The organism is Phytoactinopolyspora halotolerans, from assembly GCF_010550675.1.
Taxonomy (GTDB): domain Bacteria; phylum Actinomycetota; class Actinomycetes; order Jiangellales; family Jiangellaceae; genus Phytoactinopolyspora; species Phytoactinopolyspora halotolerans.
Window position 1 is genome coordinate 470,556 of the sequence record NZ_JAAGOA010000002.1, and the last position, 14,459, is coordinate 485,014.

13 protein-coding genes are annotated in these 14,459 nt (G+C 65.0%); 6 read left to right on the forward strand and 7 right to left on the reverse strand.

The window, feature by feature from the left end; translation table 11 throughout:
* Position 1: 1 nt before the first annotated feature.
* Positions 2-901: a helix-turn-helix transcriptional regulator gene (locus tag G1H10_RS04530; protein WP_163733198.1), complete on the reverse strand. Its 900-nt coding sequence runs from the start codon at positions 899-901 to the stop codon at positions 2-4.
* A 216-nt stretch (positions 902-1,117) separates the two neighbouring features.
* Between G1H10_RS04530 and G1H10_RS04535 the strand changes: the two genes are divergently transcribed.
* Positions 1,118-2,152 carry a LacI family DNA-binding transcriptional regulator gene (locus tag G1H10_RS04535; protein WP_163733201.1) on the forward strand — a complete coding sequence of 345 codons (1,035 nt, stop codon included), beginning with the start codon at positions 1,118-1,120 and terminating at the stop codon, positions 2,150-2,152.
* Between the two features lie 13 nt (positions 2,153-2,165).
* Here G1H10_RS04535 and G1H10_RS04540 read toward each other — a convergent pair whose 3' ends face one another.
* Both G1H10_RS04540 and G1H10_RS04545 read right to left on the reverse strand, forming a co-directional pair.
* Positions 2,166-3,110, reverse strand: coding sequence for an alcohol dehydrogenase catalytic domain-containing protein (locus G1H10_RS04540; protein ID WP_163733202.1), 945 nt, complete (start codon positions 3,108-3,110; stop codon positions 2,166-2,168).
* Positions 3,111-3,181: 71 nt separating this feature from the next.
* On the reverse strand, positions 3,182-3,913 hold the full coding sequence (locus G1H10_RS04545) for a phytanoyl-CoA dioxygenase family protein (RefSeq protein ID WP_163733205.1): 732 nt from the start codon (positions 3,911-3,913) through the stop codon (positions 3,182-3,184).
* Between the two features lie 444 nt (positions 3,914-4,357).
* On the opposite strand from G1H10_RS04545, the gene G1H10_RS04550 reads away from it, so the two are divergent.
* The 4 genes from G1H10_RS04550 to G1H10_RS04565 all read left to right on the forward strand — a co-directional run bounded on the left by G1H10_RS04550 (position 4,358) and on the right by G1H10_RS04565 (position 8,975).
* Positions 4,358-5,665: an ABC transporter substrate-binding protein gene (locus tag G1H10_RS04550; RefSeq protein WP_163733207.1), complete on the forward strand. Its 1,308-nt coding sequence runs from the start codon at positions 4,358-4,360 to the stop codon at positions 5,663-5,665.
* 128 nt (positions 5,666-5,793) lie between these two features.
* Positions 5,794-6,660 (forward strand): carbohydrate ABC transporter permease, encoded by an 867-nt coding sequence (locus tag G1H10_RS04555; protein WP_163733209.1) that lies wholly within the window; start codon positions 5,794-5,796, stop codon positions 6,658-6,660.
* Positions 6,657-7,631, forward strand: coding sequence for a carbohydrate ABC transporter permease (locus G1H10_RS34410; protein WP_163733212.1), 975 nt, complete (start codon positions 6,657-6,659; stop codon positions 7,629-7,631). Before G1H10_RS04555 ends, G1H10_RS34410 begins: the two co-directional genes overlap by 4 nt.
* A gap of 174 nt (positions 7,632-7,805) precedes the next feature.
* The gene (locus G1H10_RS04565; protein WP_163733215.1) at positions 7,806-8,975 is read left to right on the forward strand and encodes an endo-1,4-beta-xylanase; all 1,170 of its coding nucleotides are present in this window, start codon (positions 7,806-7,808) and stop codon (positions 8,973-8,975) included.
* Between the two features lie 126 nt (positions 8,976-9,101).
* Here G1H10_RS04565 and G1H10_RS04575 read toward each other — a convergent pair whose 3' ends face one another.
* Complete coding sequence (locus G1H10_RS04575; RefSeq protein WP_163733218.1) at positions 9,102-11,213, reverse strand: hypothetical protein; 2,112 nt, start codon at positions 11,211-11,213, stop codon at positions 9,102-9,104.
* A 65-nt stretch (positions 11,214-11,278) separates the two neighbouring features.
* Complete coding sequence (locus G1H10_RS04580) at positions 11,279-12,346, reverse strand: Gfo/Idh/MocA family protein (RefSeq protein WP_216852897.1); 1,068 nt, start codon at positions 12,344-12,346, stop codon at positions 11,279-11,281.
* 278 nt (positions 12,347-12,624) lie between these two features.
* On the opposite strand from G1H10_RS04580, the gene G1H10_RS04585 reads away from it, so the two are divergent.
* Complete coding sequence (locus G1H10_RS04585; protein ID WP_163733224.1) at positions 12,625-13,539, forward strand: nucleoside hydrolase; 915 nt, start codon at positions 12,625-12,627, stop codon at positions 13,537-13,539.
* Between the two features lie 16 nt (positions 13,540-13,555).
* On the opposite strand, the gene G1H10_RS04590 is transcribed toward G1H10_RS04585, so the two are convergent.
* Together G1H10_RS04590 and G1H10_RS04595 are read right to left on the reverse strand one after the other, a co-directional pair.
* Entirely contained in the window at positions 13,556-13,753 is a 198-nt protein-coding gene (locus tag G1H10_RS04590) for a hypothetical protein (protein ID WP_163733227.1), read from the reverse strand.
* Between the two features lie 345 nt (positions 13,754-14,098).
* The coding region (locus tag G1H10_RS04595) for a transposase (protein WP_246219102.1) at positions 14,099-14,459 on the reverse strand (361 nt) is incomplete at its 5' end.

Consider the following 14,459-nt stretch of genomic DNA (forward strand, 5'->3'; position numbering starts at 1 on the left):
GCTACCCGGCCGCCTGCAAGGCCACCGGAACTGGCCTCTCATCGGGTTCGGCATAGGCATGTGGCGCAGGACTTCGTCCGGCCGACGGCGGGCTGCCGTACCTGCGTCGGTACGCCCGTCCGAAGTGAGACAGGCTGTTGAATCCGGCGGCGTGACACACCTCGGTGACACCCAGGTTCGTGGAAGCGAGTAACGAGCGAGCGAACCGGAGCCTGCGGTGCTGCAGGTACGTCTGAAACGAGACGCCGGTGGTCTGGTGGAAACGTTCGCTGAAGTAGTTCGGTGAGAGATGGGCCTGGGCAGCGACACCGGCTAGGGTCAAGGGCTCGCGGAAGTGCTGGTCGATGTAGAGGATGGCGCGGCGAATGCCGGCGTCGGTGCCGCATGCCTGAGCCGAGTCACGCTCGATGTCGCCGGCTGGGGCGCATCGCCGCTTGAGCGCGATCAACAGACATTGCAAGAGAGCGCACATCACGGTCGTGCGTCCGGGCCGCTCCTGCTGCGATTCCTGCCAGAGCCGATCGAAATCGGCCTGCCCTTCGCCGAAGTCGTCGACCATCCAGCCGGAGGGATCGTGCACCGAGGGCACAAGACCCTCCAGGGTGTCGTCCAGGGCGGCGGTGTCGATGATGACGTTGTAGCACTTGAGAAGCTCGCCCGGCGTGGTCACGATCTCGTGGAAGTCCGCGGGGGTCAGGATGAACGCGCTGCCCGGTGCCAGCCGGTACGGCACGCCATTGACGGTGTTCACCGCTGTGCCGTCGATGACGTACACGAACTCATAGAACTCGTGCCAGTGCACGCCTGCGCGGTGCAAGTCCTGCCGGAGTACCCGGATCTGGCTGGCGGGGGTGAGGAACTGGTCCCGGGTGTAGCGCTCGAGCGTCGGCGTGGTCATCATCTCGCCTCCTTGCGAGCGACGCCATCCCGGCCTGAGCACCTGACGCGGTGTGGCTCGACCTGAGAACAGCCCTCGCGTCCGCGGGAGGCAATCGATTTGGCAATCGTTTTGGCCTACCCTAGGATTGCCTCGAAGGGCTGTCAAGAGGTCATCCGGCGCTCCGGCCGGCACCCGATGACTCCGGCGGACCGGCCGCATGAAGGGGACGGCAGCGCCATGGCGGAACGTGACCAGACCGTCGCCGATGCTCCGGCGGCAGGGCGGCGTGTGACCATCGCGCAGGTCGCCGACCGGGCGGGCGTCAGCGCGACCACCGTCTCCCATGTGCTGTCCGGAAAGCGTCAAGTCTCGGCCGGCGCTCGCGCTCTGGTGGAGCAGGCCGTGCAAGAGTTGGGCTACCGGCCCAACCATGTGGCCCGCAACCTGCGTACCCGACGTTCCCAGATGCTGGCGGTGATCATCCCGGACATCGCCAACTCCTACTACACAGGGGTTGCCCGCGGTTTGGCTGATGTAGTCGATCCCGCAGGCTACGGCACCTATGTGTGCAACACCGACGGGCTACTCGAGCGCGAGCAGAAGTTCATCCAGGACGTGCTCGACCGCGGGGTGGACGGCGTTGCCATGGCATCGGTGCACACCGCCACCGATCTCGTGGCGGAAGCCGTCCGGGTGGGCACGCCGTTCGTCTGTCTCGGTGGAAGCATCGACCATCCGGAGGTCGACGTCATCACAGCCGCCGACGACGAGGGCTCGTGGCTCGCGACGTCCTATCTCATCCGCCGGGGCGCCCAGCGCGTGGCCATGATCGCCGGCGTGGCAGGCGAGGAGGTACCGCGTAGCGTGGGCTATCGGCGCGCGCTACGCGACGCCGGGCTGGTGCCGCGGGACGACCTCACCGTGATCGGGGACTGGACGCGCGCCGGCGGTCGCGACGCCATGCGCGAACTCCTGAGCCGGGAGCCGCACCCGGATGCCGTGTTCTGTGCCAACGACCTGATGGCGATCGGTGCCATGGACGTGATCCGCGAGCGCGGGCTGTCGGTCCCCGGCGACATCGCGTTGGTGGGCTTTGACGACGTCGAAGCGGCGTCACTGGTCACGCCCGCATTGACCACCGTCACCAACCCGTCGTACGAAGCGGGGCGCACGGCGGGGGAACTGTTGTTGGACCGGGTTCGCGGCCGCCGGAGCGAGGAGCGTCGGACGGTGTTGTTGCCATGCCGGCTTGTCGAGCGAGAGTCGGCGTGAGTCGCGCCCGTCGCTAGCAGGTGACCGTGGCCTTGACGAACCCGGCGGGCTTGTCCCGTGTGGTCTGAAAGGCGCGTTCGATGTCGGCCAGCTCGAATCGATGGGTGACGAGAGCGTCCATGGACAGCCGGCCACCGCGGAGCAGTCGCATACCCACCGACATGCCGCGGAGTATGGACGAGACCTCCCGGACATGGGCGTTGATCAGGTGGAAAGCCATCCAATTCCACTGCCCGAGCGGCACTTCCCGTGATCCGCCCTGGTGGAAGCCGACAATGCCGATCTTTCCGCCCATCCGGGTGATGTCCCCGAGCATCGCCAGCGGTCCTTGCACGCCGGTCACCTCTAAGCTGATGTCGGCGCCTTGGCCTTCGGTCAGATCGGCGACGACGGCGGGCAACGACTCGACGCCGACGTCGACGACATGGGACGCGCCGAGGGTGCGGGCACGCTCGACGGCGTCCGGGCGGCTGTCCGCGACGATCAGATGCCGCACGCCCCGTAACGCGACGAGCTGCTGGACCAGGTTGCCCATGAACCCGGCACCGACCACCACGACGTCGTCACCGAGCCGGACATCGGCGAGATCCACCGCATTGACCGCGCACGCCAGTGGCTCGGCCAGGGCGACGTCCAGCGGCACGTCGCCGGCCGGCAGGCAATGGTCCGCCGGCACGGCAAGGTATTCACTGAAGCCTCGCTCCGTGGTCCACACGGCGACGCGGTCGCCCACCGACATCGTCGACACGTGGTCACCCACCTGTTCGATCACACCACTCGCCTCGTGGCCCGGGTAGACCGGGTACGGCGCGTCGGTGTGTCCCCGCCACGCATCGAGCTCACCGGCGCAGACGCCGCACGCGACCACTCGAACCAGCACCTCGTTCGGAGCGGGAGTCGGGATCGGTTCATCGATGAGCTCGAACTCGAACGGCGCCTTCAACACGGCGACTTTCATCTCAGCCTCGTATCGGGGTGCGGAGGTCAGGGACGCGAAAAAGTGGACCCAGTCGGGCTCCGGCGACGGCGTCAGGCGTTGACGTAGACGTTTCCGGCCTTGTCGACGCCGCGGGCCAACCAGATCCGCCACCCCGGATTCTTCTCCGGATGGACATACACCGACGACGGGAAATACCGCATGGTGTAGCCGGTCCGGCGGCGCGCACTCGTGTTGGCGCGGGCTCCGTGGATGATACGACCGTCGTGCAGCGAGCATTGGCCCGGCTCGAGTTCGAAATCCACAGCTCGCGACTCGTCGATGTCCGTGATCTCGGCGTGGAACGTGTTCACGGACTTGTCGACCGGCGTGTATTCGGAGAAGCCGTTGTCGTGGGTGCCGGGAATGACACGCATGCAGCCGTTCTCGCGGTCACTGCCGTCCAGCGACAGCCATAGCGTCACGATCCGGTCATAGGCGCTCAGCCGGCCCTCCCAGTAGGCGGAGTCCTCGTGCCATGGAGTCGCACGACCGGTGTACGGATCCTTCGAGATGAAGTGGCTCGACCACAAGGCGATGTCCGGTCCGATGAGGCACTCGACGATGTCCAGGACCTCATCCGCCAAGAGGAAATCAAGCAGTCGCGGATCGCGGAAATGTGGCGTGTCCAGTTCGTCGCTGAGCTTGTCGCCCTTGTCCGCAAGGTGCTCGGAGAATATCGCGGACAGCTCGTCGAATTTCGCCTCCGAGAAGAGTTGTCGCCGGTAAATCAGGTAGCCATTCTTTCCGAATGCATCCACTTCTTCTGCGGTCAGCTTTGGCATCTGCCTCTCACTTCCTACTCCACCCCGCTCGCCGGCGGATCCAAACCCGGACGCGGTGGCCATGACCTGCGATTCGTGACTCGATGACCGGACACGGTAAGGCGCGCACGCCATCGCCATCCAACACTTGATCCCGAGGCTAAGTCAGCCGGAGCGGCAGCTGCTCGACTTATCTTCCGTTCCTCTCGACCTATGTTTGGGGATCATCGAAGCAGTCTGATATGTGGCTGGGAAAGGTGATTAAACTCCAGGCAGGAAGCCCAGCGCCGCCGAATATTGCGAATTGCCAGCGGATGAATGAGCACACGATCGCGGCCCGGAGTTCGGAAGGAAAGGCGCCGTGGCGCGCTGCCGTCGGCCCGCGGGGTGCGCTCAAGATCGCCGCCGGCGCGTCCGTTCAGGCTGGAACGCACGGTCGCGGCACGATCGACCAGGAGGCAAGTGATGCAGAGTACGGTACGTCACCGAGCACTGGCACTGGGACTCGTCGCATTGCTGGCGGCGGCCACGGGCTGTGGCTCCGATGACCCCGCCGAGGAAGCGTCCGGCTCCGATCAGGGTCCGGGTGATGCACCGACCGATCCGGTCACCATCACCTTCTCATCGTGGGTCGGCAATGAGGACGGGATGCAGCGCCTCTACCAGAGATTTCAGGAGGAGCACCCGAACATCACGGTCGAGTTCCAGGACGTCCCCGCGGAGCAGGCCCGGCAGAAGCTGACCACACAGATCGCCGGCGGTAACCCGCCGGACGTGGCCTACGTGGACGCGAGCGACGTCATCACCTTCGCCGGACGGCAGGCCTTGGTGAATCTCGACGACTACATCGCCGGCAGCGAATCGATCGAGGCGGACGACTACGTCGAGGCATTCGAGGATTTCGTCACATACGACGGCAGCCTCTACGGTCTGCCGTTCGACGGTGAATCCACCGGCTTGTTCTACCGAACAGACCTGTTCGAGGAGGCGGGCATCGAGGAGCCGCCGGCCACGTGGGACGAGTTCATCCAGACCGTCCAGGCGTTGACCATGCCGGATGAGCAGCAATACGGGTTCCAGATCTTCGCGCCCGAAGCGGCGTATTACTGGTACCCGTGGCTGTGGCAGGCCGGAGGAGAACTGCTCAGCGAGGATGAGCAGAGCGTCGAGTTCAATTCGGACGCCGGGAAAGAGGCGGCCGAGTTCTACGCCAGCCTGACCGACGTCTCCGCTCCGGACCACCTGAATTCGAACTCCTACGACGGCCGGGTCGCGTTCGCCAACGGGCAGGTCGCGATGTACATGGCAGGCGCATGGTTCGCCGGGGTGCTGGATGACGAGTTCCCGGACATAGCCGGGAAGTGGGACACCGCTCCGTTGCCGGAGGGCTCGGCCGGCTGCGCCACGACCGTCGCTGGAGACGCCTTGGTCATCTTCGGTGCGTCCGAACACGTCGACGCGGCGTGGACATGGATCGAGTTCCTCGGCCGGCCGGAGAACGTCGCCGAGTGGACATACAAGACGGAAGGGACGCTGTTGCCTCCGTACCAGAGCCTGCTCGACTCTCCGGAGCTGGCCGAGGAGAAGCCGGTACTCGCCGGCTTCGCCGAGGCGATGACCTGTGGCCAGGGCAACATCATCGCGAATCCCGACTGGCCGCAGGCAGAAGAGATCCTCACCGAGCAACTCGGCCGGGCGATCTACGGCGAGATGAGCGGTGCCGAGGCGGTCGATGCGGCCGCGGCCGAGGCGGCGTCGATCCTCGGCCAGTGATCATGATGCGGACGAGGGCCACGAGGCGGACACACACCGACGCGCAGGCTCAGCAGGCGGCCGGGCGGACTCGCGCCCGGCCGCCTGGCCATCCCCCCGAACGAGGTCTGCGGCGCACGCTGTGGAGAATGCTCCGGAACTGGAACGCCTACCTGTTCCTCGCGCCGGGCCTGCTGCTGTTCTCTGTGTTCACGCTGTTCGCCATGGGGTTCGCGCTCTATCTGACCTTTCACGAATGGAGCATCATCCAGCCGGAGCAGCCGTTCGTCGGGCTGGACAACTATCGCGAACTCATGTCGGACGAGCGTTTCCGGCGCTCGGTGTACAACACGGTGTACTTCACCGGCGCGTCGGTGCCGCTGACGATGCTCGTAGGGCTGGCCGTGGCGCTGTTGCTCAACCAGCCCCTGCGAGGCCGCGGGCTGTTGCGGGTGATGTACTTCTTGCCGGTGGTGACCCCGTTCGTCGTCGTCGCCATCATCTGGAAGTGGCTGTACAACGGAGACTTCGGGCTCTTCAACTACTACCTGCTGAAGACCAACCTGATCGACGAACCGCTGCTGTGGCTCGCGGACAAGAACCTGGCCATGCCGTCGATCATCCTGATGAGTGTGTGGGCCGGGGTCGGCTTCTCGATGGTGGTGTATCTCGCGGCCCTGCAGGCGGTTCCGGAAGAGCTCTACGACGCCGCGAAGGTGGACGGCGGCGGGGCATGGGTGCGGCTGCGGCACGTGACGATACCCATGCTGCGTCCCGCGACGCTGTTCCTCATGGTCATGGGGATCATCGGATCGTTTCAGATCTTCACCCAGATCTTCATCATGACTCAGGGCGGTCCGGTGGATCGCACCACCACGATGATGTTCTACATCTACGAGGCGGCATTCAAGTTCTACCGCATGGGATATGCGAGCACGCTGGCCTACGCGCTGTTCGCGATGCTCTTCATCTTCACCCTCATACAGCTCAGGCTCTATCGGAGGGCATACGAGTGACATCGCCGCTTGATCTGTCCAGTGCGCGGGACGAGACCCGGACCGGAGCCATCCGCGCCCGGTACAGGCGATGGCGTCGCCGCAGGGCCCTGCCGACGGCGCTGGCCTACATCCTCCTGGTCCCCGGGGCCATCCTCTTCGTCGCACCATTCGCCTGGCTGGTCAGCGCGTCGTTCCAGCACGTGGGTGACATATTCTCCTGGCCGCCGCAGTGGGTGCCGGAAGACCCGACGCTGGACAACTACAAAACGTTCTTCGGCGTGCCGACCGAGAGTGGCAACGCGGATGTGTCGGCCAATGTGTTCCGCTGGTTCGCGAACAGTGTCTTTGTCGCCACGTCGATCACCGTGCTGCAGTTGTTCTTCAACTCGATGGCGGCCTACGTCTTCGCCAAACGGCAGTTCCCGGGGCGGGACGCCATCTTCCTGCTGTTCCTTGCGACCTTGATGGTGCCGCCACAGATCACGCTCATTCCGAACTACATCGTGCTCAAGCACATACCGCTGTTCGGCGGCAACGACATATTCGGGCAGGGCGGCCACGGCTGGCTGGATTCGTACTACGGGCTGATCCTGCCAGGTGCGGTGAGCGCCTTCGGCGTGTTCCTGCTCCGGCAGTACATGCTGACGATTCCGGACGAGTTGCTGGACGCCGCTCGGGTCGACGGCGCGGGGGAGTTCCGCGTGTTCTGGCAGGTGGTGCTTCCGCTCACCGGTCCGGCCCTCGCGGCCACGGCCATCTTCACATTCATGTATGCGTGGGAGGACTTCCTCTGGCCGCTGATCATCATCTCCAGTCCGGACCATTACACGATGCCGCTCGGCCTGGCGATGTTCGTGGTGAAGAACCGTACCGCGTGGGACATGTTGATGGCGGGGTCAGTGGTGGCCACCATTCCGGTCATCGTCATCTTCATGATTTTCCAGCGCCGGTTTATCAAGGGTATCTCGATGACCGGTATCAAGGGATAGAAATTGCCTCTGACTGAAGTTGTGTCGACTGCCGCGGAGAATAGGCGTGGCCGCCGCGGGTCGCTGATTTTACGCTGATTGATGTATTCGACATTCTCGCTCGAAACCCATAGACCCTTCCGTGCACAGATGCCCCGGGGCGAGACGGACTCGTCCGCAAGTGGAAGGAGAATCATGAGAAGAGATCGGCGAGTGACGCGGCGTTCGGTACTGATGGGCGCCGGTGGGGTGGCGGCGGCCGGAGTTCTGGGCGGCCCGGCGATTCAGATCGCGAATGCGCAGTGTGCCGGATCCACCAGCACGCCGCTGCGGGAGCAGGCGGCCAGTAGGGGAATCGTGTACGGCGCCTCCACCACGACGTGGCAGATCGAACCGGACGCGGACTACAGCGCGTTGTTCGCCCGAGAAGCGGGCATCTTGTTCACCGAGGACGATCTGCTGTGGTGGCGGCTCAAACCGACACCGGACGCCCCGCTGGACTTCTCTTACGCGGATCGGATCATCGCCTATGCCGAGGCCAACAACCAGCACGTATTCGCGGCTCACCTGGCGTGGGACGAAGGATTCGGGGAGGGGTGGACGGACGACGACCTGTGGGGCATGACGGAGCAGGAGGCCAGGGACACGCTGTTTCCGACTATTCAGGCCATGGTCTCCCGTTACCAGGGGCGGATCAAGACGTGGCTGGTAGCCAATGAGGTCACCGATCCCCAGGACGGCGACGCCAACGGGCTGCGTACCAATGTGCCGTGGTACGCGACCATCGGCCCGTCGTACGTGGCGGAGGCGTTCCACCTCGCGCAGGCCGAGGATCCGAATGCGCTGCTTCTGATCAACGAGTTCGGATTCGAGACCGGGCGCAGCCCGTCCGAGCCGGTGAACCGACGAGCTGCCTATGTACAGGCGATCGACTATCTGCTCGATCAGGGCGTACCGGTGCAGGGGGTCGGCATCCAAGCACACCTGGAAGCGAAGCGATTCGCCTCCAAGTTCAAGCCCGCGGAGTATCGTGCGTTCCTCGCCGACATCGCGGCCCGCGGTCTTCCGATCATGATCACCGAGATGGACGTCCTCGATGACGGCCTTCGCGGCAGCGAGATCGATCCGGGCGTCGCCGACGTCTACGCACGCTTTCTCGATGTGGCCCTGGATGAACCCGCGGTCAAGGTGGTGATGAACTTCGGCCTCTCCGACCGGTACAGCTGGCTGGAGGAAGACCGGCCTCGGACGGACGGCACTCCGCGTCGGCCGCTTCCATTCGACGACGCGCTGCAGCCCAAGCTCGCGTACGACGCCATCAGCAACGCCCTGCTGAACGCGCCGGTCCGTACCCCGATCTGGTAGCCGGCCGGGCCGGCCTGTGCCTGATGCGCTGCGGGGTGTGATGTGCCTGCGGGGTGGGGCTGAAGCCTCGCCCCCGCAGCGCACCGGCGCCCGATGCGGGTGATCCAGGCTATCGGTGGGCAGCGGCTACTCCTGATCAGGGCGCCACCGCCCGTCGTGCCAGATGATGATGCCGTACAGCCCCATCTGCCCGATGCGAACCGCCACGTGCTCGCCTTCCACGCGCGTCTCCACGTCGACCGGTGCCATACCCGGCTCTAGCAGCGTGGCCTGGCTCGATGCGTGAGGCAGGCGAACCCGGATCTCCGCGTTCTCGATGGGCTGTACTCGGTCCGCGTCGTCGCGGTAGTCATAGTTGATCAGATGGAGCGCTGAAGTGCCGTCCGCGAGTCGATGGATGTTGACGGCCACGTCGGCGCCGGTGATCACCTGCCGTCCAGCCGGGAGTAGCCCGTCGATGTCTCGCGCCTCCGCAGAGCGGGAGTTGGCGTGCATGCTGATCGCTTCCCGGTCGGCGGCCGGGATGGCCGTGCCGAATTCCGCGACGAGTACGACGTGGCCACCACTGTCCAGGTATCCCAGCACCGCCTCTACCTGACGGCTTGTGAGCCATGTGCAGCCGGGCAACACGATCGTCGTGTACCGGCGTAAGGCGTCGGTGCTCGACCGATCGGCGGCGTGGGTTCCATCGGCGAACATCACGACGTCGAAGGGCACGGCTGCGTCGGCGAGAGCTGCGGTGACGGTGCGGAACGGGACCTCGACCGAATCGTCGGACGCGTTCACGACGTTGTCGCTGCGGTCCTGCGCGGCGATCGGCCCGCTGGTGCTCTCCGTACTGAACACCACCGCGACCTCGTTGTTCGTGCGTCGGCTGAACAGCGCGTCGTGCTCGGCCAGGAAGGACTGCACCTCGACCGCCACGTCATGAGGGGCGTAGTAGGCGTCTTGGATCCGGCTGCCCATCCACGCGCCGTACGGCACGGTCATGTTCGCACCCATCGCCGCCCCCTCGTACAGCGAGAGGCGAAAGAGATCGTGACCTCGGCCCCGGGCGAGTGCGTCGACGAGCTCCGGGACGACGCCGCCGTAGGGATTCTCGACCACGACGACGTCCTTGTCGCCGGCGAATCCCGCGACGTAGCGATACCACGCCGGCTGCTTGTACGTCGTGTTGCGCATCTCGGTGATGATCAGGTCGACGTCGTCGGCGAGGGCGTAGTAGTGCGGGTACAGGTTGAAGAAGTTGCCCGACACCAGGACCTCGCGGCCCTGCTCGCGCCCGTATCGCCGCGCATAGGCGGCGAGCTCGCCGAAGTACTGTTTGATCGCCGCACGGAGGAACGCGTGGTAGTCGTCGTACAGCGGCGTGCGGTGCTGGTCGGTGGTGAAGTCGTAACCGCGCTCCAGTAACCAGTCGCCGTAGTGGAACGTGTCCAGGTCGGTGCCCGCGAGTTCCGGGCTGCGCCGGTGCGCAGGCTGGGCCTGAAGGAACTCCCGAAAGCCGGCCATGCAGTCCTTGCAGAAGCAGGCTCCGTACTGCAGGGCGCCCATCGGGAGTTCGGCTTCGTCGAGCTGAACGCCGTCTACTCCGGCGTCGATCTGGATCCGGATGACGGCCTTGAGGTACTCGCGCCAGACGGGATTGTTCCGGTCCATGTAGAAGCACTGGTGGTCCCGATCCGGGCACTCCACCCAGTGGGCATGGCAGGGCTGCTGATGGATGTCTCGGGCGCAGCATTCGTCGATCAGGTCCGTGACCTTCTCTCCGGCGCTGTTCACCAGCCCGTGCGGAAAGTACTTCTCCAGCGGGTCCCATAGGTGTGGGTATCTGTTCTGCGAGAACTCGCGCAGTCCCATCCAGTCTCGATGTCCGACGCCGCGCAGTTCATTGAGGGCCAGGATCTGGTCTTCCTTTTCGTTCAGTTCGACCGGGAATTCCCATCCTTGGGCTTCGAAGACAATGCCGAACACCTTGATGCCGTGCTTATGGCATTCGGTGATGAATTCGCTGTCGTTGACCACGCCGTAGATGCGGGAACGTGGATCCACCTCGCCGAACGCCTCGAACTCGAGATGCGGCAGGGACAGTGATCCACCGCCCAGCGCTGACCACACCAGCAGCGTCGCCCGGTACTCGACGAGGTCCTCGATCATGCGCAGCCGACGTGGCGGCAGGCTCGGGTGGTAACAGTGCTGGCGCGGAAACCACGCATCGAAATACACGCCACGCTGCATATAGCGTCACTCTCCATCGCGTCGGGTACGGCGCCGGAAGGTGTGCGCACAGATCGATGCCTGGCTCACCGGCGGAAGGCGGACATGATCTGCTGGAAGAGTTCCAGGTCGCGTACGGAGTCCTCCACGTCGGTCTTCGGCTGGGTGCCGTTGGCCACGACGTCATGGAACGCCTCGAGCTCGAACACGTACGCGTCCTTGAAGGTCGGGCGAGTGGCCGTGTGAACGTGAGCTTCGCCGGTGGTCTCCGCGGAGAGCAGCGTGGTCGGCAGGTGCCTGATGTAGGGGGTGTCGTACCGGACTGTGAGCGACTTGAGTTCCGCCCCGACCTCGATCCGGCAGTCGAACCGTTTCTGCATGTCCACGCCGACGTCGAGTGACGCGACATAGTCGCCGTAGTCGAAGAGGATGCTCATGAAGCCTCCGCCCCGCCACTGTGCCGCCGCTCGAACCGACTCCGGGACCCCCAGGATCTCTCGCATCGCGGAGATGTCATGGATCGCCAGGCCGCACAGCATCCGGTAGGCGCGCCCGAGGTCGGCCGGCACGTCGCCGATCGCTTCCTCGACGAGCTTGTGCGCGCGCTCGGTCCGGTCGCGAATGGCGTCGGCGGGGACGTCATCAGGACGGAGGACCACAGTGCTCTGGTCGATCAAGAGCTGGTTCTGACCGATGATGTCCCTGAGCGAGGCATAGTTGATCGCGTCCCATGACCGGACCTCGGTGACGGCGTCGAGGAACGCCGGTGCGTACCGGCGCATATAGCCGACCATCACCTGTACGCCCGCGTCGTCGCGCTCGTCGAGAATCCACTCGGCCTCGCGGAGGTTCAGGCACATGGGTTTCTCCACGAACACATGCCGGCCGGCGCGACACGCGGCGGTCACGATGTCCGTGTGGTATTCGTCGCTGGTCAGCACCATCACGGCGTCCAGATCGTGCGACAGAAGGTCGCTCACCTCGCCGTAACGACCGGGCACGCGATAGCGGTCTCCGAGTGTGGCGACAAGAGTGGGGGACACGTCGCAGACCGCGGAGATCTCGAACAACTCGGGCCGGCTCGCCAGGATCGGCAGGTGCACGACTTGAGCCACCTCGCCGAGACCGACGACGCCGACCTTCAGTCGTCGCACGACGTTCCCGCTGTCGTGTATCCGTGTGCTGTCAGGTGTCGTCGTCCAGCCTTCACCCGGCCTCCTCGTGTCGTGGGTGGAGCCCACACATGGTCGTTGCCACATGAATGTATGGCGTAATACGCGAATATGCTCTGCTTATTCTCCGTCGTGCTTGACGTAAGTTCGGCAGTGACAATTGGGGACACTCGAAGACGAACTCAAGACGATTGACCGCGGCTTGCGAGGAAGATTAGATTCTTCGATTACTGCATCGAAGAGGAGGCTCGGCTGATCTCGTGAGCGACGCGTCTCTGGCCGGCGGTACGCCGGTGATTCTCGACACCGATATAGGTTCTGATGTCGACGACCTGCTCGCACTCGTCTTACTCGCCAACGAGCGCAGCGTCGATCTGCTGGGCGTCGCAACGGTCTACGGAGATGTGATGCTCCGCGCGCAGCTCGCCCGGCGCGCGCTGCGTCTGCTCGGCCGGGACGACGTGCCCGTCCACGTCGGCGAAGAGCGACCCTTGTCGGGGCGTGACGTCTGGTGGGGCGGGCACGAAGGCGACGGTGTCGATGGGCTGGCCGGCGAGGAGATCAGCGCCGTCGGCGGGGTCGACGCGTTGCTCGCTGCGGCTCGTCGTCACCCGGGCGAGCTGGTAGTCGTCGCGATCGGTCCGCTCACCAATGTGGCGACGGCTCTGCGGCGGGAACCGTCGTGGGCGTCTCAGGTTCGTCGTCTGGTGATCATGGGCGGGGAGTTCGCCCGCGGAGAGCCGGAGCACAACCTGCGCTCGGACGACGCCGCCGCGGCTACCGTGCTCGGGGCCGGAATCCCGTCGACGTACGTGGGCCTCGACGTGACGACGACCGTGCCGTTCGACGACGCGGACCTTGACGCGGTGACCGCTTCCGGGTCGGCGGGAGCGATGCTTGTCGACGCGCAGGTACGCCGATGGTGGCAGCGCCTCGGCTCGTCGTCCTGCCACCCGCATGATCCGCTCGCCGTGCTCGCGATGCTGGAGCCCAGCCTCTTCTCGTGGCGCGCGGGCGGCTGGAAAGTGATCGAAGACGGGCCGGAGGCGGGTGCGTTGATTTCCGACCCGAGCACCGCGTCCATCGACTATGCGACCACGGTCGATGTCACCGCCGCACGAGACTCCCTGCGGAGCCGAATCTCGACGGCTCTGCTGCCATCGGCCACCTCCTGATGTCTGTCGTCCACGCTTATGAGCGGCGGTTCTCTCGACGTCTGACGAACTTCAGTCCTGACCAGTCCTCGCCGAGTGAGGCGACCTTGACGTCGACCACGCCGAGCGGCAGGAACATGTCGCGCAGGTCGTTCTCGCTGATGTCGCTCGTATGGCGTGGCTTGATGCTGATCTTCTTCGCAAGCGGTGTTCCCGAATGTCCGGAGGCGGCCACCGTAGATTCCTAGCTCGTCCGACTGGATGAGGTGGAGCGTAGCTCAGGAGAGTGGCGTCGGGGAGCGCGATGTGAGATCCCAACAATCGGACCTTCGTGCCCGCCCGTCGGCGTTGTCCACGTGTCGCCCGTGCCGCGTTGCACAGGGGCGAAAATCGGCTGCGTGAGTGTGCGTTCTGCGACCTACTGACGACACATCAGGCCCGCTGGGTCGCGCGCGAGAAGGAGGCGGTCGCGTTCCTGCCCCTTGTTGAGGACTGGAACGCCCCCGGGCATTGTATCCTCGTGCCAACGCGGCGTGCAGAGGACATCATCGAAGACCTTACCTAGGACGTGTCTCCTAATTCATGGCCGGGCGAGGATGATGGTGGCGGCCAGGAGGACGCCGCCGTGGTAGGTGCGGGCGTACTTGTCGTATCTGGTGGCGATCCCGCGCCATTGCTTGAACCGGCCGAAGCCGCGCTCGACCGTGTTGCGCGTCTTGTAGCGCTCGGGATCAAACGATGGTGGCCGCCCACCGGCCGATCCTTTGGCCTGTCGGCGCTTGACCTGGTCACGGCGTTCGGGAATGGTGTGGCGAACGCGGCGGCGGCGAAGCTCACGGCGGGTGGAAGGGTGCGAGTACGCCTTGTCGGCCAGCAGGTGCTCAGGCCGGTTGCCGGCCTGGTTCAACGTGTCGAGAAGAGGGGCGAGGTAGGGGTTGTCA